General features: G+C 28.4%; 19 protein-coding genes. 10 read left to right on the forward strand and 9 right to left on the reverse strand.

Annotated features, from left to right (window positions below; genetic code table 11):
- Positions 1 to 13 precede the first annotated feature (13 nt).
- From modB to JW646_RS13710, 3 genes are all read left to right on the forward strand, one after another.
- Positions 14 to 694 carry a molybdate ABC transporter permease subunit gene (modB, locus tag JW646_RS13700; RefSeq protein WP_228415456.1) on the forward strand — a complete coding sequence of 227 codons (681 nt, stop codon included), beginning with the start codon at positions 14 to 16 and terminating at the stop codon, positions 692 to 694.
- Positions 695 to 697: 3 nt separating this feature from the next.
- Complete coding sequence (locus JW646_RS13705; RefSeq protein ID WP_228415457.1) at positions 698 to 1,756, forward strand: sulfate/molybdate ABC transporter ATP-binding protein; 1,059 nt, start codon at positions 698 to 700, stop codon at positions 1,754 to 1,756.
- 261 nt (positions 1,757 to 2,017) lie between these two features.
- Complete coding sequence (locus tag JW646_RS13710) at positions 2,018 to 3,922, forward strand: endonuclease MutS2 (protein WP_228415458.1); 1,905 nt, start codon at positions 2,018 to 2,020, stop codon at positions 3,920 to 3,922.
- Between the two features lie 45 nt (positions 3,923 to 3,967).
- On the opposite strand, the gene JW646_RS13715 is transcribed toward JW646_RS13710, so the two are convergent.
- Positions 3,968 to 4,486, reverse strand: coding sequence for a fascin domain-containing protein (locus JW646_RS13715; protein WP_074915057.1), 519 nt, complete (start codon positions 4,484 to 4,486; stop codon positions 3,968 to 3,970).
- A 252-nt stretch (positions 4,487 to 4,738) separates the two neighbouring features.
- Here JW646_RS13715 and JW646_RS13720 point away from each other — a divergent pair, with 252 nt between their 5' ends.
- From JW646_RS13720 to JW646_RS13730, 3 genes are all read left to right on the forward strand, one after another.
- Positions 4,739 to 4,897, forward strand: coding sequence for a zinc-ribbon domain-containing protein (locus tag JW646_RS13720; RefSeq protein ID WP_209006040.1), 159 nt, complete (start codon positions 4,739 to 4,741; stop codon positions 4,895 to 4,897).
- A 249-nt stretch (positions 4,898 to 5,146) separates the two neighbouring features.
- Positions 5,147 to 6,409 carry a cation:proton antiporter gene (locus tag JW646_RS13725; RefSeq protein WP_148556180.1) on the forward strand — a complete coding sequence of 421 codons (1,263 nt, stop codon included), beginning with the start codon at positions 5,147 to 5,149 and terminating at the stop codon, positions 6,407 to 6,409.
- A 216-nt stretch (positions 6,410 to 6,625) separates the two neighbouring features.
- Complete coding sequence (locus tag JW646_RS13730; protein ID WP_228415459.1) at positions 6,626 to 7,432, forward strand: hypothetical protein; 807 nt, start codon at positions 6,626 to 6,628, stop codon at positions 7,430 to 7,432.
- 43 nt (positions 7,433 to 7,475) lie between these two features.
- On the opposite strand, the gene rbsB is transcribed toward JW646_RS13730, so the two are convergent.
- The 5 genes from rbsB to rbsK are packed head-to-tail and all read right to left on the reverse strand — an operon-like array spanning position 7,476 to position 12,154.
- Positions 7,476 to 8,378 carry a ribose ABC transporter substrate-binding protein RbsB gene (gene rbsB / locus JW646_RS13735; RefSeq protein ID WP_228415460.1) on the reverse strand — a complete coding sequence of 301 codons (903 nt, stop codon included), beginning with the start codon at positions 8,376 to 8,378 and terminating at the stop codon, positions 7,476 to 7,478.
- Positions 8,379 to 8,390: 12 nt separating this feature from the next.
- Positions 8,391 to 9,359 carry a ribose ABC transporter permease gene (rbsC, locus tag JW646_RS13740; protein ID WP_228415461.1) on the reverse strand — a complete coding sequence of 323 codons (969 nt, stop codon included), beginning with the start codon at positions 9,357 to 9,359 and terminating at the stop codon, positions 8,391 to 8,393.
- The gene (gene rbsA / locus JW646_RS13745) at positions 9,331 to 10,854 is read right to left on the reverse strand and encodes a ribose ABC transporter ATP-binding protein RbsA (protein ID WP_330677182.1); all 1,524 of its coding nucleotides are present in this window, start codon (positions 10,852 to 10,854) and stop codon (positions 9,331 to 9,333) included. Before rbsA ends, rbsC begins: the two co-directional genes overlap by 29 nt.
- Positions 10,854 to 11,243: a D-ribose pyranase gene (rbsD, locus tag JW646_RS13750; RefSeq protein ID WP_228415462.1), complete on the reverse strand. Its 390-nt coding sequence runs from the start codon at positions 11,241 to 11,243 to the stop codon at positions 10,854 to 10,856. The genes rbsA and rbsD overlap by 1 nt, the downstream gene beginning before the upstream one ends.
- Positions 11,244 to 11,245: 2 nt before the next feature.
- Positions 11,246 to 12,154, reverse strand: a complete 909-nt coding sequence (rbsK, locus tag JW646_RS13755) for a ribokinase (protein ID WP_228415463.1) — start codon at positions 12,152 to 12,154, stop codon at positions 11,246 to 11,248.
- Positions 12,155 to 12,395: 241 nt separating this feature from the next.
- On the opposite strand from rbsK, the gene JW646_RS13760 reads away from it, so the two are divergent.
- Positions 12,396 to 13,076: an LPXTG cell wall anchor domain-containing protein gene (locus tag JW646_RS13760; RefSeq protein ID WP_228415464.1), complete on the forward strand. Its 681-nt coding sequence runs from the start codon at positions 12,396 to 12,398 to the stop codon at positions 13,074 to 13,076.
- Between the two features lie 53 nt (positions 13,077 to 13,129).
- Here JW646_RS13760 and JW646_RS13765 read toward each other — a convergent pair whose 3' ends face one another.
- Entirely contained in the window at positions 13,130 to 14,674 is a 1,545-nt protein-coding gene (locus JW646_RS13765) for a leucine-rich repeat domain-containing protein (RefSeq protein WP_228415465.1), read from the reverse strand.
- Between the two features lie 139 nt (positions 14,675 to 14,813).
- On the opposite strand from JW646_RS13765, the gene JW646_RS13770 reads away from it, so the two are divergent.
- Positions 14,814 to 15,395 carry a hypothetical protein gene (locus tag JW646_RS13770; protein ID WP_074915076.1) on the forward strand — a complete coding sequence of 194 codons (582 nt, stop codon included), beginning with the start codon at positions 14,814 to 14,816 and terminating at the stop codon, positions 15,393 to 15,395.
- 358 nt (positions 15,396 to 15,753) lie between these two features.
- A complete protein-coding gene (locus tag JW646_RS13775; protein WP_228415466.1) occupies positions 15,754 to 17,025 on the forward strand; it encodes a dicarboxylate/amino acid:cation symporter in 1,272 nt (423 codons plus the stop codon).
- Positions 17,026 to 17,124: 99 nt separating this feature from the next.
- On the opposite strand, the gene JW646_RS13780 is transcribed toward JW646_RS13775, so the two are convergent.
- Both JW646_RS13780 and JW646_RS13785 read right to left on the reverse strand, forming a co-directional pair.
- Positions 17,125 to 17,385 carry a hypothetical protein gene (locus JW646_RS13780; protein ID WP_228415467.1) on the reverse strand — a complete coding sequence of 87 codons (261 nt, stop codon included), beginning with the start codon at positions 17,383 to 17,385 and terminating at the stop codon, positions 17,125 to 17,127.
- Positions 17,386 to 17,407: 22 nt separating this feature from the next.
- Positions 17,408 to 18,661: a Y-family DNA polymerase gene (locus JW646_RS13785; protein ID WP_228415468.1), complete on the reverse strand. Its 1,254-nt coding sequence runs from the start codon at positions 18,659 to 18,661 to the stop codon at positions 17,408 to 17,410.
- Positions 18,662 to 19,042: 381 nt separating this feature from the next.
- On the opposite strand from JW646_RS13785, the gene JW646_RS13790 reads away from it, so the two are divergent.
- Complete coding sequence (locus tag JW646_RS13790) at positions 19,043 to 19,552, forward strand: TVP38/TMEM64 family protein (protein WP_083399233.1); 510 nt, start codon at positions 19,043 to 19,045, stop codon at positions 19,550 to 19,552.
- Positions 19,553 to 19,627 lie beyond the last annotated feature (75 nt).

The following is a 19,627-nucleotide window of genomic DNA, read 5'->3' on the forward strand; positions in this document are numbered from 1 at the left end:
TGGAGGAAGTATAATGAATGCAGGTTTAACACCACTTTGGATATCAATAAGGACATCTTTATTAGCAACGTTTATAACATTTTTTGTAGGAATAGGAAGTGCTTATTTAGTAGCAAATTATCAAGGTAAGTGGAAAGGCCTAATAGATAGTTTATTTACTTTACCTCTTGTACTTCCTCCAACAGTGTTAGGTTTCTTTTTACTTCTTTTATTTGGTAAAAATGGACCTATGGGGAAAGTACTAGCACTTATGGACAAAAGCATAATTTTTACATGGAGTGCTACTGTTATTGCAGCAACAGTTGTTGCCTTTCCAATGATGTATAGAAGTGCAAGATCAGCTTTTGAGCAGATTGATATTAATTTAATTTCAGCAGCTAAGACCCTAGGACTTAGTAATTGGAAAATTTTTTATAAAATTGCAATACCCCTTGCTTGGCCTGGAATAATAGGTGGGCTAGTATTATCCTTTGCAAGGGCATTGGGAGAGTTTGGAGCAACACTTATGATAGCAGGTAATATTCCAGGCAAAACGCAAACAATGCCTTTGGCCATATTCTTTGAAGTTCAAGCTATGGATTATAAAGGAGCTATGCTTTGGGTAATGACTATCGTAGCTATTTCAGTAGTAATGATACTTATATTAAATAAATGGTCCGACAAGCAACAAGAAATTGTAGGGAAGAGGGGTTAAGGTATGTCACTAATAGTAGATATAGAAAAAGACTTTGGCTCCTTTTCTCTAAAAGTTAATATAAATCAAGAAAGTGGCGTTTTAGGTTTTTTAGGAGAGTCAGGTTGTGGGAAAAGTATGACTTTGAAATGTATAGCAGGAATTGTTAAACCAGATAAAGGTAAAATAATTTTAAATGGAAGGGTATTTTTTGATTCACAAAAGAAGATAAATATTCCTCCTCAAGAACGTAAAGTAGGTTATTTATTTCAAAATTATGCATTGTTCCCTCATATGACGGTAAAAGAAAACATTGAAATAGGATTAGGTAATTTTAGTAAAGAGGAAAAAAGTAAAATAGTAAAAGACTATCTTCGCAAAATGAAACTAGAAGGATTTGAAAAAAGATATCCTTATCAGTTGTCAGGTGGACAAAAACAAAGAATAGCATTTGCTAGAGCGTTGGCTTGTAATCCAGAAGTACTTATTTTAGATGAACCATTTTCTGCACTGGATTATCATTTGAAAAGTAATATGGAAAATGAATTAATAGATATTATTAATGATTTTAAAGGTCATATTGTATATGTTACTCATGATATAAGTGAATCTTATCGTATATGTGATGATATAGTTGTATTTAATAAAGGTTTAGCTATAAACAAAAGATCTAAAAAAGACTTATTTAAGCACCCTATGTCAATGACAGAAGCAATTATCACAGGCTGTAAAAATATTTCTGAAATAGATATAATTGATGAAAGAAGAGTATTTGCAAAAGAATGGGGAATAGAATGTACTTTATCGCAAGATGTAATAGACAAAGCAAAATATATTGGCATTAGAGCACATCATATGAGAATAGTTAAAAATAACCTTCAATTTAGCAGAGAAAATTTATTTCAACTCTCAGTAGTAAAAGTTTTTGAGAGTTCCTTTACATATATAGTATATGTGAAAAATTTGGAAAATGAGAATTCTAGTACAATACAATTAGAAACTAATAAAAATATAGAACCTTTAAAAGTTGGAGATAAGATTTTTGTAAAGTTTGATGAAAATTGCTTATTTGATTTTCGTTAAAATTAATATTAATATAATGGTTGTAATGTAAAGTGAATAAAAAAGTGTAGATTTTGTATATAGTTCAAAATCTACACTTTTTTTTATTTTTATGATAATATAATATTGTAAATAAAAATGAAAAAGGAGAGTTGTTTTTGAAAAATAATAAGAGCATTGTGGGAGAACTTCTTTATAAATAAGGAGTAACCGCAAAATACTATCCTTATTTATAAAGAAGTCTTTTTTAATAAGATTGATATATAAATAAAGGAGATTAAAATGAATTTAGATACATTTGAAAAATTACAATTAAATGAAGTTAAAGAATTAGTAAAAGTACACTGTGTAAGTTCACTTGGGAAAAGTCTTATAGATAAATTAGAACCTAGTGGAAATTATTTTGTTGTCAAGAAAAAGCTAGAGGAAAATAAAGAAGCAAGAAAAGTACTGGAAAGTAGTGATCATATACCATTAGAAGGATTATTTAATATATACCCTGTAATATATAAAGTAGAAAAGGGAATGGTTTTAGATACTGCAGAACTTATTTCTTGTGAAGATTTCTTAAGAGGATGTAGAAAAATAAAATCATTTATGTTGGATAAGGAATTTTATTCGCCTACATTAAGTTCTTATGCATTAAATATAACAGAATGCGAAAGCATAGAAGAAGAAATTAAATTTTCAATTAAAAATAATAAAATTTCTAGTGAAGCTAGTAAAGAATTGAAGAAAATTAGACGAAGTATAGATATATGCGAAGGTAGAATAAAGGAAAAGTTAAATAAATTTTTAACATCATCTACTAATAAAAAGTATATACAAGAATTTATTATAAGTAAAAGAGATGATAGATTTGTAGTACCTATTAAATCATCTTTTAAAAATGAAGTTGATGGAACAATTTTAGATACTTCTTCAAAAGGTTCAACGGTGTTTATTGAACCATCATCCATAAGCAAATATTCTTTAGAGTTAATTACATTAAAAAGTGAAGAATCTATAGAAGAATATAAGATTTTATCATATATTACAGAATTGATTTATGACAAAGTTAGAGAGATTAAGTTGAATATGGAAATAGTTTCTCAGTATGATATGGTATTTGCCAAGGCTAAATTTAGTCAAAATAATAAATGTATTACACCGAAGATAAATAATAATGGATATACTAATATTATTAAAGGAAAGCATCCTTTGTTAAAAGGTGATGTAGTGCCTTTGGACTTTCAAATAGGTAATAAATATAGAAGTTTAATTATAACAGGACCTAATGCAGGTGGAAAAACTATTACTCTAAAAACTGTAGGTATTTTAACTTTAATGACACAGTGTGGTTTTGATATACCTGCTATGGAAAATACTGAAATTAGTGTATTTGAAAAAGTATTTGTTGATATAGGAGACAATCAAAGTATAGAAAATGCACTTAGTACTTTTTCCTCTCATATAAAAAATATAGCTGATATTATGAGAGAGGCTAATAAAAGTACTTTAATACTATTTGATGAAATAGGTTCTGGTACAGACCCTAATGAAGGAGCAAGTTTAGCTATTGCGCTTCTTGAAGAATTTTATCAAATGGGCTGTATTATGATATCATCAACTCACTATGAAGAAATTAAGCATTTTGCTAATAAGCATCCTGATTTTGAAAATGCAGGAATGATGTTTAATAAGGAAACATTAGAGCCATTATACAAGCTTGTTATTGGCAAATCAGAGGATAGTAATGCCTTATTTATTTCTAAAAAAATGGGAATAAAAGATAAAGTGTTACAAAAGGCAAAAACTTATATGTACAATAAAAATTATGATTTCACTTTAGTAAAAGAAAATAAGATTTTAAATAAAGTTGTTGAAAAAGAAAATTTAGTTTTGACAGATTTTCCGAATTTTGAAATGGGAGATAAGGTAGAACTATTAGATTTTAAGGATTTTGGTATAGTGTATAAGCCAATTGACAAATTTAACAACGTGGAAATTTTATATAAAGATGAGTTCATTAATATAAATGCTAAAAGACTAAAATTACAATTTAAAGCTAAAGATTTATATCCCAAAGGCTATGACTTAAATAGTTTGTTTGTAAGCTTTGAAAAAAGAAAGCTAGATAGGGATATAGAAAGAGGATCTAAAAAAGTTTTAAAGAAAATTCAAAAGGAAATAAAAAACAATAGATAAATTAAAGAAAAGGTGAAGTGTAACAAGTTACACTTCACCTTTTCTTTAATTATCATTTTTAAATTTAAACTTTGTTTTAGGACCGGCATATTCTGATTTGGCAACTAACATGTTATCTCTTTGTCTTACATTAACGTACTTTCCTTGTGGCACTATTAAACTAAATTCCATATATCCTGTTCTTGAAATATTAAAAATAGTAGCATTATTTTTATTAACATCAGCAACTAATGAACCATTATAATCGATTCTTACAAATTGTCCCCCAACAATTTTAAGTTTTACCTGATAGTTATTAATAGGAATTATTTTGAAGGTTTCTCCTTGTTGAGCAATAGTGGCGACGGCATATAAAACGTCATTATATCCTACTATTACAAATGCATTTGAAAACAGTGATTTTATTTTTAACTTAGGAATATCTAGTCCTGGAAATATGTTTGTTTCAAGTTCTGCTTCAGACGGAAATGGTGAAATAGATGGACCGGGTCTTGAAATTATTAAAGATGGTGATGTAGGAACCGGTCCTATTTGTATAATTGGTTCTCGATTAAGGATATTCATATTTTGCCCCCTTATATTAAACTACTTATTATATTTTATGATGATAGGTAAGTTAAGGTTACTTGTAGTATTTAAGCAGTAATAATATCATTTTTGGATGAAAATAAAAACACTAAAATATATGAAATACTTGTATTTGTTGAGATAATATGTTATTCTTAGAATAAGAATAAATAAAGATTAATTTAGATAATAATTTTTTCCTATAAAGACAAATTATTGCTATATAGTCTTTATAGGAGGATTAATATAATGGATAAAAAGATAATATGTAAAGATTGTAAAGCTGAGTTCTTATTCACAGAAGGAGAACAACAATTCTACAAAGAAAAAGGATTTGATAACGAGCCAGTTAGATGTCCAGAATGTAGAAAAGCTAGAAAACAACAAAATAACAACAACAGAAGATAATTCTGTTAAAGATAAGCTATAAGATTAAATCTTATAGCTTTTTTAGTTAAAAAAAAAGAAAAATATATTAATAATTAATTGTAGTTTAACAAAAATTAAACCTACCATATAATTTCCAAAAAATTGTAAAAATGTTAATGAAATTTTACATTTCGACAACGTTCACGAGCATTGACTTCTTATAATTAGGGGTATATAATGGATAATTATTAGATTAAAAACAAAATTGAGAGAGTGGAGATGAATGGTATGGAAGGAAGCATAGAAGCAATTGCTACCAATAATTTATTGTTAATATTTTCGATGATAATAATTACTGGTATTGCACTGGGAAGGGTAAGTGAAATATTAAAAATTCCAGATGTAATACTATATTTAATATCAGGGATAATAATAGGACCAGCCTTTTTAAATATTTTAAGTATAGGGGCTTTTCCAGTAGAAAATAATTTAATACTTACTTTTGGATCAGCATTTATATTATACGAAGGTGGTAAAGAGATTAATTTAAAAGTACTAAATAAGGTAAAAGTAAGTGTAGGAATGTTATCAACAGTAGGAGTTGTAATATCTGCAGTTGTAGTAGGTGTTGTGGCAGCTAAGATATTTAATTTACCTATTATGACAGCTTTTCTTTTAGGAGCTGTTATAGCTTCAACAGACCCAGCAGCCCTTATACCTGTATTTAAACAGGTTAGAATAAAGGACAAAATAAAACAAACTGTTGTAAGTGAGTCTGCTTTTAATGATGCAGTTGGTGCTATATTATCTTCTGCGCTATTAGGTATAGTTATGAGTGGTCAATTCTCAGCAGTAGATAGTATTAAGGAATTACTTATTTCAGCAGCAGTAGGAATAGGTGTAGGAATATTAGTAGGATATTTATTAATAATATTAGTTTCAGATAAAAGAGTGGGAATATTCCATTCTTATGCTCCAATTATGTCAATGTTAACAGTTACTCTTGCTTATGAGCTAGCTACAATGTTCCATGGTAGTGGATATATGGCAGTATTTATGGCAGGATTAATTTCAGGAAATAAAAAAATGTTTGGAATTTGGTTAGAAGAAGCTGATTATCAACCAACAGTACATTTCACGGAAAGTATAGCAACAATATGTCGTATGTCTATATTTGTTTTACTAGGTACTCAAGTAAATATATCGGCATTAGCTCAATATTGGTTACCATCATTAATAACAGTGTTAGTTTTAATGTTTGTAGGAAGACCTTTAGTAGTGTTAGCATCTACTGCATTTGATAGAAAGGCACAGTGGACATTTAAAGATAAATTATTTATGATGTGGGTTAGAGAAACTGGAGTTATACCTGCTGCAGTATCAGGAATAATAGTGGCTATGAAAGTGCCAGGTTATGAAATAATATCTTCAGTAGTATTTATGACTATACTTGTAACTTTAATAGTACAAGCAAGTACTACTAAACTAGTTGCGAAAAAATTAGGCGTATTAGAAGAAACAACAGATAATGTATCTGAAGTAGTTGCTTAATATAATTATAAATCCTCTTGTAATATGATATAAATATCATATTACAAGAGGATTTATTTATTTGGGAATAATATAACATTTAGACTTTAACTTTTAATAAAATTACAAAATTAAATAAATTCAATGATATATAAAAAAAAATATATGTAACCTATAAAATATATTTTTAGTGTACAATTGTTTATAAACAGTTACCGAAGTGTGTAGGGGGTATAGATGAAAAGGATAGTAGTGTTAATTGTTTTTGCAGTAGTGATATTTTTGAATTACGATAAAATAGATGAGAACTTTTTTAGAATGAATTTATCACAAAATAAGTTGAATTATGGTAAAGAATACTTTTTTGATTTAAATGGCGATGGGGAACGTGAAAAAATAACGTTAGAGTCATATAAAGACGGGAAAGATGATTTTATTGTGAGCTTATATATAAATAATAAATTAAAAGAAAAATTTAGAGATGAAAATAGTATAAGTGTACATATGTATGATTTCAATAAGATTGACAATAAGAAAGAAATATATGTAATTTTAGGTAATAAGATTGAAAACAGTAAAATAAGTATTTTTACATATTGTGATGAAAATAAAAGTTATAATTTTAAAATGAATGGAAGAATTATAAATAATGATGATAAAAACGGAACAATGAAAATTACCTATGGAGTAACAGATGATTCAACTAATTTTAATCATTATAGCGAAGTTATTGGTGGTGAACCAATTTTTATAAATTATGTTTATAAAAGAAAACTTGATTGTGATTTTACTGATATAGATAAAAAAGAAGCTGAAGTTGTAGGTATTAGTAAAGAAAATAAATATGTAGTAAAAGATGAAACTATAGTATATGAGACTAATATTGGTAATGTAAAGGCATATAATCTTTTAAGAGGTGATAAAATTAATTTAGTAGCACTTTATAATTATAATGGTAATCAATGTATAAAAGTAGTAAATAAATCAGGAAGATATGGATGGATAAAAGTAGAAGATAAGCAACTTTTTGAACTTGAAAAATAATAAAAGGTCAACATATAGATTATATGTTGACCTTTTATTATTTTTATTTTTTCTCTATCAATTTTAATTCTACAGGTGCAAAGTTTTCAACTTTCTCCCCAGATAAAAATCTGTGTGTTAAGTTTACTGCAGTTTTTCCAATTAATTTGGGTTGTTGAGCTATAGTTGCAGCCATATCACCTTTTTGTACAGATATTACAGCATCATCTGTAGCATCAAATCCTACAACTAAAACATCCTTCATATTGGCATCTTGTAATGCTTTTAAAGCACCAAGAGCCATCTCGTCATTTTGAGCAAATACAGCATCAATATTACCCTTTGATTGAATTATATTTTCCATTACAGAAAGGCCTTTAGTTCTATCGAAATCAGCACTTTGCTTAGTTATTATTTGTAAATTACTATTTTTTACTTCATTATCAAATCCGTTTCCTCTATCACGAGTTGCAGAAGATCCAGCCATACCTTCAAGTTCCACAATGTTTCCTTTATTGCCTAATTTTTCAATTAAATACTTGGCAGCCATTTTTCCACCTTCCACATTGTCAGAAGCAACATGAGAGACGACTTTCCCACCATTAGAAACTCTATCCACTGTAATTACAGGTAAATCTAAGTTATTTGCTACCATAACTGAGGCTATGGCAGAATCTGAATCAACAGGATTTAATAAAACCACATCTACGTCTTTAACAGATATATCTTCCATGTTAGAAACTTCTTTGGCAGGATCATTTTGAGAGTCTAGCACGACTACATCGTATCCTAGTTTTTTTGCTTCACTTTCTATACCAGACTTTAAATCTACGAAGAAAGGATTGTTTAAAGTAGATACTATAAGACCTATTTTCTTATTATTATCAACACTTTTTTCACTACATCCAACTAGTAATGATGTACATAAAATTAATGATATTATTATGGTAGTTATTTTTTTAAACATTTTTACTACCTCCTAGTTACCTTTTCTGTCTAAAAGTACAGCTATTAATATAACAGCACCCTTAACCATCATTTGATAATATGATGATACGTCTAATATGTTTAAGGCATTACTTAAAACACCGATTATTAATGCACCAATTATTGTTCCGGTTATTTTACCTTTACCACCAGTAAGGGAAGTTCCTCCAAGAACTACAGCGGCTATAGCATCAAGTTCATATCCATTACCTGCAGTTGGTTGAGCAGAGAATAATCTAGAAGTTATTATTATACCTGCAATAGAAGCAAGTAGACCACTTATAGTGTAAACTGCTATTTTTATTTTGTCTGTATTTAAACCAGAAAGTCTTGTTGCTTCTTCGTTTGAACCTAAAGCATAAGTATATCTACCCATTTTAGTATTTTTAAGTATATAAGTACATATTGCAAATGTTACTATCATAATTAGAGCAGGTGTAGGTATACCAAGAATTTTACCTCCACCGATTTGTCCAAAACTTAAAGCTAATTCACCACTTCCAAGAGTTATTGGCTTACCATCAGTATAAACTAAAGTTAAACCTCTAAGAACAGTCATTGTAGCAAGAGTTGCTATGAATGGTTGCAACTTACCTTTAGTTATTATGAAACCATTTAAAAATCCTACTAAAGCACCTATTAACAAAGCAGCTAAAACTGCCATAAATATATTATTACCTGAAACTAATAGAGAGGCACATAGGGCACCACTTATGGCAAGTATAGAACCTACAGATAAGTCAATTCCGCCGGTTAATATAACAAAAGTCATACCTGCTGCAATTATTCCGTTTACTGAAGTTTGTCTTAATATATTAAATATGTTTTTTGTACTTAAAAATGATGGGCTAAGTATTGAAACTACAACTATTAGAGCAAGTAGTCCTACTAAGCTTTTGTATTTTATTAATGTTTCCTTTAGATCAAATTTATTATGCTGTTGCTTCACTTGAGATGACATCCCTGTGATCCTCCTTAATTTCTACTGCACATTTTAATATTTTTTCTTGTGTAGCTTCTTTTATATCAAATTCTCCTGTTATTTTACCATTACTTAAAACTAGAATTCTGTCAGATAGACCTAGAATTTCTGGCATTTCAGAAGAAATCATAATGATTGCTTTTCCCTGTGATTTAAACTCATTTATTAAATCGTAAATTTCTTTTTTAGCACCAACGTCAACACCACGAGTTGGTTCGTCCAAGATTAACACATCAGGGTGTGTCATAAGAGCTTTTGCTATGGCCACCTTTTGCTGGTTACCTCCAGATAATTTTTTAATTAATTGTTCCATGTTAGGAGTTTTAATTCTTATTCTATCTATATAACTATTAACTCTTTCTTTTTCTTTATTTTTATCAACTACAAAAGATTTTGAAATTCTTTCTAGAGAAGATAAAGTCATATTTTCTCTTATTGATAAACCTAAAATAAGTCCGTCACCTTTTCTATCTTCACTTACATAAGCAATTCTATTTTTCACACCATCCTGAGATGATTTAAGATTTAGCACTTTTCCTTTTTTTATGATACGACCATTTTCTAAAGGAAGGTGGCCGTATATAGTTTTGGCAAGTTCACTTCTACCAGCACCCATAAGTCCTGATACTCCAAGGATTTCCCCGGCTTTAACTTCAAAAGAAATATCTTTTACAAATTTATTAGAAACACTTTCTAATTTTAAAATTGTTTCGCCTTTTTCAACTTCTAAATGAGGAAACTGATCTGTTAGTTTTCTACCAACCATCATTTCTATCATTTTATCTTCATCAAGGTTGCATATTTCTTCTTGACCAACAAACTTACCATCTCTAAGGACTGTTATATAATCACAAAGTTCGAAGATCTCTTTTAATCTATGTGATATATAAACTATAGCTTTATTATCAGCTTTTAGCTCATTTATAACTTTAAATAATGATTTAGTTTCTTTATCAGTTAAAGCATCTGTTGGCTCGTCCATTATTATTATTTTTGCGTCTAGAGAAAGAGCTTTAGCAATTTCTATCATTTGCTTTTCGCCCATACTTAAGTTTTCAACAAGTTCTCTAGGGTCTTTATTTATATTCAATCTTTTTAATAAAACTTGGCTATCAGCGTGTAACTTATTAAAATCTATTTTAAATCCTTTTTTAGGTTCTCTACCTAAAAATATATTTTCACCTATGCTTAGGTCATTAACTAAGTTTAATTCTTGGTGTATTATGGCGATACCTTTATCTGTGGCATCCTTTGGCCCTTTGATATCTTCCTTTTTTCCTTCATAAAAGATTTCACCCTCGTCTTTTTTATATACACCACTTAGTATTTTCATAAGTGTTGATTTTCCAGCGCCATTTTCACCCATAAGAGCCATAACTCTACCTTCGTAAAGCTCAATATTAACTCCATCAAGGGCTTTAACACCAGGGAATTCTTTAACTATATTTGTCATTTTTAAAATTGGTGTTTTCATTAAAATACTACTCCTGATTTTAAAATTATGTTAGCGTAAGGACTACATTCTCCAGTTCTTACTACTGCCTTGCTGTCTTTTGTTAAAACTTTAAATTCTTCATGACTTACTTCTTGTAAGTTAGAAACTCTTTTTTTTATTGCTTTGTAAACTTCTGGATTTCTTTCTTTTATTTCAGTTGCTATTATAGCTTCTTCAACACATAACTCTTCAAGTATTATATCTAAAGTTTGAATAAAAGTAGGTACATTATGAGTTAAGGCTAAATCTATTCTTTTAGTTTGTGATGGAATTGGTAAACCACAATCTCCAATAGTTAAAGAATCAGTATGTCCCATTTGGCTTATTACATAAGATAATTCGCTATTTATCATTTTTGTTCTTTTCATAATTACCTCCTAAAGTTGTCAACGTCTTTTAATGTTGGAAGTGAGCTTTGAGCGCCTTCTTTCATAACAGATAAAGCACCGACTTTAGAAGCAAAATCCATGGCTTCTTCCATAGTTTTATTGTTTGATAGAGCAACTGCTAAAGCTCCTGTAAATGAATCTCCAGCAGCAGTAGTGTCAACTGCTTCAACTTTGTATGCAGATTTAAAGAATGATCTTTCTTCATTTATATATAAGCTACCTTTAGATCCTAGGGTAACTATTAATTCTTTAACACCTTTTTCTATTACTTTACTAGCGGCTTTAATTATATCATCTTCATTTTCTATTTTTATTTCAGAGATAATTTCTAATTCAGTTTCATTAGGAGTTAATAAATCCACATTTTTTATTATTTCATCATCTAATTTAACTGCTGGTGCAGGATTAAGTATTGTGTATTTATTTAAGTCTTTTGCAACTTGTAGAGCATATTTTACAGTTTCTAAAGGAGTTTCTAATTGGATGACTACTATATCACTGTTTTTTATGCAATCTATATTTTTATCTATATCATCTTTAGTTAATTGAAAATTTGCTCCTGGGGCTACAACTATAGCGTTTTGAGCATTTTTATCTACAGTTATAAATGCCACACCAGTAGAACAATTAGCTGTATGAACATGATTTGTATTAACATTATCATCATTCAGGGCTTCTATTAATGTTTTGCCAAAACTATCATTACCAACTTTGCCTATCATAGAAATATTTCCTTCTAATCTAGCCATTGCAACGGCTTGGTTAGCTCCTTTACCTCCTGGAACTTCCTTGGAATTGCCTCCTAAAAGAGTTTGTCCAGGCTTTGGCATTGTATCCACATTAACAACTAAATCCATATTTAAGCTGCCTATAACGCATATATTTTTCATGTTTTACCTCCAAAGTTATATTGTATACATATTATGTATAAAAAATATTTTGCCTTATATAGAGTAACATATTGAAAAAAATAGTGCAACATAATTCGATTGAATTTGACATATACAATGATATAGTATTTAACAATAAGTTAAATAAAATTTTATATGTAATAGAAAAAAGATTAACTAGTCATTTATTACCATAGGGAATATAATATTATATGAAATATTTAAGTAAAGGTGGGTAAAAATGGAAAAATTATTAGCAATATTATTGGTATGTTTTAGTATTTTACTGGTAGGATGTGTAAATACAGACATAACATTGGATATAGACAAAAAAGGTAATATGACCATGGCTATGAAATTATTAACTAATAACTATGTGACTGAGAATATAACACAAGAGGATTTACAAAAGGTAAAAGAAGAGTATAAGGCAGATTCTATTGAAAAAATAAATGAGGATAATCAGTCAGGGTATTTGCTGAATAAAGATTTAGGAAATATAAAAGATTTAGTGTCAAGGGGAAATAAAGATATAAAAGATAGTAAATTTATAAATATATCAGAAGAAAAAAGTTTGATTTACAATACTTATGATGTTACTTTAAATATGAAGGAAGCTCTTATTGGAGAAATGACAGAAGAAGATTTGTCAATACTTAGCTTTATAGGAAACTCAGCCAGCATGAATTTACATATGACAACACCATTTAAACTAGTAGAATCTAATGCGACAAGTACATTTGAAGAGAAGGATGGAAGAACTACTTATAGCTGGGACTATACTTTAAATACACTGGATAACATTCATGTTAAATTCAACGTCCCAAACTTTTCTAATATTATAATTATAGCCGGGGGAGTAGGAGTTATAGCTATTTGTGGATTTATTTTTATAAGAAAAAGAAAAAATAAAGAAGTTTAATAGAAAAAGCCAGTATAAGAGCTGGCTTTTTTTATTAAAAAATTTATGTTTATTTATTCGATTATTTTAACCTTTACATAAACAGTTCCAGAAAAAATATCATGTATACCAGAAAAATTAAAGCTAAGATCACAAGGTATACAATCTAAATTCCAAGTTATAGAGTTCTCTTCATTATTATATATTCCTCCTTGGCAAGGAGTTATATTTTCAATAATACTTCCATCAATATCTTTTACAAAATCTAAAGGTAAATTAAAAATATTATTTTGTGGTGTCATACCTTTTTCAACTGTAATTTTTTGATTATTAGCATAAACATAAGAGATATTTTTATAAAAAGAAGATAAAGGTGACAAATCTTTTAAATTATTATTGCTAAGGTCCAAATAAGTTAGGTTAGTTAAAGCGCACAGAGGATTTATATCAGAAATTCTATTGTTTAGAAGACTTAAAATCTTCAAGTTTTCAGCATATTGTAAACCTTCTAAAGAATTAATATGGTTAGCAAATTCATCTAAAACAGTTAAATTTTTTATATCATTAAAAGTAAGAATGCATTTATCATTTTTACCTAGAACAATATTTATAAGTGATTTTAATCTATCATCTGGAATGTTTACTTCGTTTTTTAAGTCTTTGGAAGACACATAATTAACAGATGAAGGAACATACTGCAAATCAGTAATGTAAGTGCCATCTAATATTAATGTATATAAATTATTTGCATGTTGTAAACCTTTTAAAGATTTGATGTTTTTATTGCTTAAATCTAAATATCGAAGCTTTAGCATATCTTTTAAAGTTATAATATTGTTTTTTTTATCTAAAATAAACATTAATTCTTCTTGTAAGTTTTTGTCTTCTATAATAACAGTTTGATCCACATCTACCAAATCTACTGTAACAATACCAGAAAAATAGCCATCATCACTTTCAAAAGTAAAACTAGGGCTTTCAAAAGAAACTAATGATGTATCCCAAATTATCTCTTTATTCTCACTATTATATTCACCTAAGTGAGTAGGAGATATTTTTTTTGGTGTTTCACCATTAATGTCTTTTAAAAAACTAATATCTAATGTATAGAAATCAGATGACTCTATAACATCTTTGATTTCTATATCTTGATTTATGGCACGTAATTCTTTAAGGTTTTCTAAAGCAGATAATGAAGATAAGTCAGAAACTCTATTTTCATTAATTTTAATAAATCTAAGATTTTTTCCACTAGAAATAGGTGAAATATCTTTAATCTCATTACCGTTAAGTAGTAAAGACGTCAAATTAGTCATATTAGACAAATCTGGCACAACTGTAATCAAATTGTTATTTAAAAATAAAGTATTTAAATTTTGTAAGTTAACAAGTTGTTCCATGCTAGTTAATAAATTATTTTCAATAAGCAACTCTGTCATATTGATTGCATACTGAAGACCTTCTATACTACAGATATATTTTCCTAGGGAGGATATATCTGAATATATATAACCTTTTATACTTTTCAAGTCTGATTTAGTTATTTCTGTGTTTTTTTCCCTGGAAAAGTATTGGTTTATGACAGTCTTTAAATTTATGTCCGGCACTAAGTTAGTCATTTTACGCACCTCCTTTTTTATTTATATGATTGAAGATATTGATTTGTTAATATGGATTGATGGAGTTAGTAATAATTTATATTAAATTATAATATACTTAAATGATATTTATTAAAAATGAATAAATGGAGGTGATTAAATGTATGAAAGTAGTGTATTGCAACAACTAATAAAGTTAGTTAACAATGCTAAAAAATTAAAAATTGAGTACGGAGTCACAGGCCAGGAAGTAAACAAAGACAATAATAATATAATTACCTTCTCTTCTAATACAACTATGGAAGTAAATTATAGTGAAAAAAAAGGATCGATAGTAACTGTTAGGGGTGATTTTTCAGGAACATATACAACGAAAGAAATTTTTGAAAATAACAGCGAAAAAATAATAAAAAAAGATAGCAATACTAATACAGAAACATCTTATGTAATTGAGTACAGTGAAGATGATTATGAAAAACTTTTTAATCCAGGAGGAAGATTACACCCTTTGCAAGTTGAAGAGTTAATTCCTGTAGATAGCCAAATGAATAATAAAAAATGTCAAGTATGCTCTCCTTCGAAAGTAATAACAGATTCCATACAAGGACATATAAAATCAACTTATGCTATTTATCAAAAAGATGAAAATTACTATGATGTTACTATGATTATGAGCCAATTGGATAAAGAATTAGAGGTACCACTTATGCAGTACTGTAATACTAAAATATATGCAATATAATATGATAAATTTTATATTTACCAAAATACACCTAAAGGTATATATCTTATGGTGTATTTTATTTTAAAAATCCAAATAACTTATAATTTTATATATTGAAAAACTAGAACATTAATATATTAAAATATATTTAAAGTTCGCCAAACCTTGAAATTTAATGAATTTTTTAACAAACACGTTAATAATCACCTGTCAAATCACATGTTGATTTAAAAAATAAAGTATTAGACTGAAATGATTTAAAAAATAAACAAAAATAATATCTAAATACACATAAACTTAAAAAAATAAACAAAAATATTAAAAATAATGTATAATGTAATAGTAACGACGAAAAAGAAATAAGGGAGATTTAACAATGAAGAAAAAAGTCACATTAACAAGCAAAATTTTAATAGGGTTATTTTTAGGTTTTATATTTGGATTAATATTGAAATCATTACCAGGAAGTTATATTAAGGACACAGTAATTATAGGTGGATTATTTAAGGTATTAGGTACTGGATTTACATCTGCAATTAAAATGATGGTTGTTCCATTAGTATTTGTTTCATTAGTATGTGGAGCATCATCTATGGGAGATGTTAAACAATTAGGAAGAATAGGAAGTAAAACTATGGTATTTTACTTATCAACTACTGCTGTAGCAATAATCATAGCTTTATTTTTAGGAAGTGTATTAAAACCAGGTGCAGGTTTAGATATGAGTGCTGTAGTTACTGGAGAGGTAGCCATAGGAGAGTCAAAATCACTTGTAGATATTATACTTGGTATAATACCATCAAATCCAATTGCATCTTTTGCAAATGGTGATATGCTACAAATAATATTCTTTGCATTGCTTACAGGGGTAGCAATGAGCATGGTGGCAGAAAAAGCAGAGCCTGTAAGAAAAGTGTTTGAAAGTGCCAATGACATATGCATGAAAATGGTTGGAATAATAATGATGGCAGCTCCAATAGGTGTATTTGCTTTAGTTGCAGAAACTTTCTCAACTGTAGGTAAAGATGCTATATTAGTTTTAATTAAGTATCTAGCAGTTGTACTATTAGGTTTAGCTATTCATGTTACTGTGGTTTATGGTGGATTATTTAAAGTATTTACAAGACAAAAAATTAAGCCATTTTTAAAAAAGTTTACTAAAGTTGCAGCTATTACTTTCTCAACTTCATCAAGTAATGCTTCCGTTCCGGCTAGTATGGAAATATTAGAAGATTTAGGCGTAGGTAAAACTACAAGATCATTCACAATACCTATGGGAGCCACTATAAATATGGACGGAACTGCTATAATGCAAGGTGTGGCAGCTTTATTTATAGCTCAAATATATGGTATAAATTTAGAAATGAATCAAATGATGACGATAGTTTTAACAGCCACATTAGCGTCAATAGGTACTGCTGGAGTTCCAGGTGTTGGAATGATAATGCTGTCTATGGTTCTTACTTCTGTCAACTTACCGTTAGAAGGAATTGGATTAATTATGGGAGTGGAAAGAATAGTAGATATGTTTAGAACGACAGTTAATGTTATGGGAGATAATGTGTGTACACTAATTGTTGCCAATAGCGAAAAAGATTTTGACATAGACAAATATTGTAGTGAAGAAAAGCAAGAAATAGTGGCGTAAGTTCAAGTTGAATAATTTTCTTTATTGTTATAAATTAATATAGCTAAATAATAAAAAGAACATCTTCAAATCACATTTTGTAGATGTTCTTTTTATTATTTAAATTTTGTATAAATACCATTTACAAGTTCTTCTTTCAAATTTTAGTTCAAAAGGTTTTATAATATTGTTTATACAAGATTGGCATTTATAAACTATAAATGAATCACCAGCAAATTTACAATCTACAAAATCTATAACTTTATCTACTTTTATAACTTTAGTAGAATCTTTATCTTCAAATTTAAATTTAATAGGTTGTATTTTACCATTTTTATCAAATACAGTGATTATATCTATTTCTTTAGATACAAGTTTCATTTAATTATCACCTTCCAATATATTATATTAAGCTACTCATCATGGGATAGTCATCTTCGTTTATACCACCACATAGTGGTGGCATGGGGGTATCTATAAATTGAGCTGTTGATATTGAATATTTTCCATATTTATTTCTAATATTATCAATAGTTTTGTCTAAATTTTTCTTTTTTTCAGTGTTCCCTTCTTCAAGTAAAGATAGCTGAACTTCATTATTATTAAACAGTCCTGTTACATGTACGCCTATTTGGCGAATAGGCTCTTCTTCCCATAGTTCACCAAATAGTTTTATAGCTTCTTTTTTTATGTCTTGGGTGCTATCAGTAAAATAACTTAGTTTCTTCTGTTTTCTTCTAGAAAAGAAAGAATCAGTCTTATAATGAATAGATATTACATTGAAACAACTCTTATTTTTTCTAAGCCTCATACCAATTGTTTCGCAAAGAGAAGAAATGACCATAGAAGCTTCCCTTTTAGTTGTTATGTCAAAATTGGTAGTTGTACTATTGCCCATACTTTTAATACCTATATAATTACTTTTTCGAACTTGTGAATTTTCAATTCCATTTGCATATTTCCAAATTTGCTCACCATATGAGTTGAGTTTATATTTTAAAATATCAACATCAAAATTTGCTAAGTCGCCTATGGTTTTTATACCATAGGTGTTAAGTTTTTTTAGAGTTTTTTTCCCTACTCCAAATAGTTCACCCACATCTAAAGGCCACATTTTTAACTCTATTTCTTCAGGAAAAAGGGTATGTACTTTATTTGGTTTGTTAAAGTCGGATGCTATCTTTGCTAATAATTTGTTGCTTGATATACCTATATTAACTGTAAAACCAAGTTCTTTTTCTATTCGATCTTTTATTTCGTAAGCTAGATCTAGGGGGTTTTTGTATAAATTTTCCATGCTTGTAAAATCTAAAAAACATTCATCACAGCTAAATCTTTGTATATTAGGCGTATATTCATTGAGAAGTTCTACCATAAAATCAGAGCATCTTTTAAATAAATCATAGTGGGGAGGAACTATAACTAGATTTTTACACTTGATTCTAGCGGAAAATAAAGTTTCCCCTGTTTGGATTTTATAATTTTTAGCAGGGTCACTTTTGGCTAATACAATGCCATGGCGAGCCTCTTCATTGCCTCCTATGACACTAGGAATATTTCGAATATCTACTTGATATCCTTTATCTAGTAAATAAGCAGCTGTCCAAGATAAATAAGCGCTGTTTACATCAATATGAAAAATAAGTCTTTTGTTCAAAAAATGCACCTCCTTTCAAATAGAACTAATGTTTATTACAATATAATTGTATTCGAACTATTGTTCTGTGTAAACATGAAATTTATAACAAAAGCAGAATTAATACATTTGACAAAAGAAGTCTATACAAGGAAGAATGTAATGAGTCTATTTGGTTAATATAAGTACAGTTGAAAATATGAAAAATTTTAAGTAAGGAGGGAAATTATTATAAAAAAACTAGATAAGAAGCAGAAGATACTATTAGTTGGAGGAATAATATTTTTATTAATTATTGCTGCCCTAGGATTTACAGTAGGAAAAAAAATAGTTTCCCTTGCAAAAAACCCAAAAGAATTTAGAGCATGGATAAGTAGTACTGGAATATGGGGTAAATTTATTATGATAGGAATCTCAGCATTTCAAATTATTGTGGCAATTATACCAGGAGAGCCCTTTGAAATTGCAGCAGGATATGCATTTGGATGGTTTTGGGGTGCAGTGCTATGCTTAATTGGAACCTTACTAGGGCAAATAGTAGTATTTTTGTTTGCTAAAAAATTTGGAATGGATTTTGTAGAAATTTTTGTATCAACAGAAAAAATTAAAGAAATGAATTTTTTAAAAGACAATAAAAAATTATATATAACAACATTTTTTATATTTTTAATTCCGGGAACTCCTAAAGATGTTATTTCATATGTGGCAGGAATTACACCTATTAAACTGGTGCCATTTTTACTGGTTTCAGGAGTGGCGAGGATACCATCTGTTGTTTCTTCAACTATTGGAGGGTGTTGTCTTGGGTTAAAGAATTACACTATGGCAGCCGCTGTATTTATAGTGACCTTGATTGTAAGTGGAATACTATTTTTTGTTTATAAAAGATATGAAAAAAAGATAAGTAAATAATTTTATTATATATGAAAAAGCTCTCTTTATTAGGAGGGCTTTTTTCGTATATAATAAATTTAAATAAAAATATGG

This window comes from Terrisporobacter hibernicus, assembly GCF_020809405.1.
GTDB lineage: Bacteria > Bacillota > Clostridia > Peptostreptococcales > Peptostreptococcaceae > Terrisporobacter > Terrisporobacter petrolearius.

Bases quoted from the DNA above. Each gene is read 5' to 3' on its own strand.
- modB (WP_228415456.1), top strand. From the start codon at position 14: ATGAATGCAGGTTTAACACCACTTTGGATATCAATAAGGACATCTTTA.
- JW646_RS13705 (WP_228415457.1), top strand. From the start codon at position 698: ATGTCACTAATAGTAGATATAGAAAAAGACTTTGGCTCCTTTTCTCTA.
- JW646_RS13710 (WP_228415458.1), top strand. From the start codon at position 2,018: ATGAATTTAGATACATTTGAAAAATTACAATTAAATGAAGTTAAAGAA.
- JW646_RS13715 (WP_074915057.1), bottom strand. From the start codon at position 4,486: ATGAATATCCTTAATCGAGAACCAATTATACAAATAGGACCGGTTCCT.
- JW646_RS13720 (WP_209006040.1), top strand. From the start codon at position 4,739: ATGGATAAAAAGATAATATGTAAAGATTGTAAAGCTGAGTTCTTATTC.
- JW646_RS13725 (WP_148556180.1), top strand. From the start codon at position 5,147: ATGGAAGGAAGCATAGAAGCAATTGCTACCAATAATTTATTGTTAATA.
- JW646_RS13730 (WP_228415459.1), top strand. From the start codon at position 6,626: ATGAAAAGGATAGTAGTGTTAATTGTTTTTGCAGTAGTGATATTTTTG.
- rbsB (WP_228415460.1), bottom strand. From the start codon at position 8,378: ATGTTTAAAAAAATAACTACCATAATAATATCATTAATTTTATGTACA.
- rbsC (WP_228415461.1), bottom strand. From the start codon at position 9,359: ATGTCATCTCAAGTGAAGCAACAGCATAATAAATTTGATCTAAAGGAA.
- rbsA (WP_330677182.1), bottom strand. From the start codon at position 10,854: ATGAAAACACCAATTTTAAAAATGACAAATATAGTTAAAGAATTCCCT.
- rbsD (WP_228415462.1), bottom strand. From the start codon at position 11,243: ATGAAAAGAACAAAAATGATAAATAGCGAATTATCTTATGTAATAAGC.
- rbsK (WP_228415463.1), bottom strand. From the start codon at position 12,154: ATGAAAAATATATGCGTTATAGGCAGCTTAAATATGGATTTAGTTGTT.
- JW646_RS13760 (WP_228415464.1), top strand. From the start codon at position 12,396: ATGGAAAAATTATTAGCAATATTATTGGTATGTTTTAGTATTTTACTG.
- JW646_RS13765 (WP_228415465.1), bottom strand. From the start codon at position 14,674: ATGACTAACTTAGTGCCGGACATAAATTTAAAGACTGTCATAAACCAA.
- JW646_RS13770 (WP_074915076.1), top strand. From the start codon at position 14,814: ATGTATGAAAGTAGTGTATTGCAACAACTAATAAAGTTAGTTAACAAT.
- JW646_RS13775 (WP_228415466.1), top strand. From the start codon at position 15,754: ATGAAGAAAAAAGTCACATTAACAAGCAAAATTTTAATAGGGTTATTT.
- JW646_RS13780 (WP_228415467.1), bottom strand. From the start codon at position 17,385: ATGAAACTTGTATCTAAAGAAATAGATATAATCACTGTATTTGATAAA.
- JW646_RS13790 (WP_083399233.1), top strand. From the start codon at position 19,043: ATGATAGGAATCTCAGCATTTCAAATTATTGTGGCAATTATACCAGGA.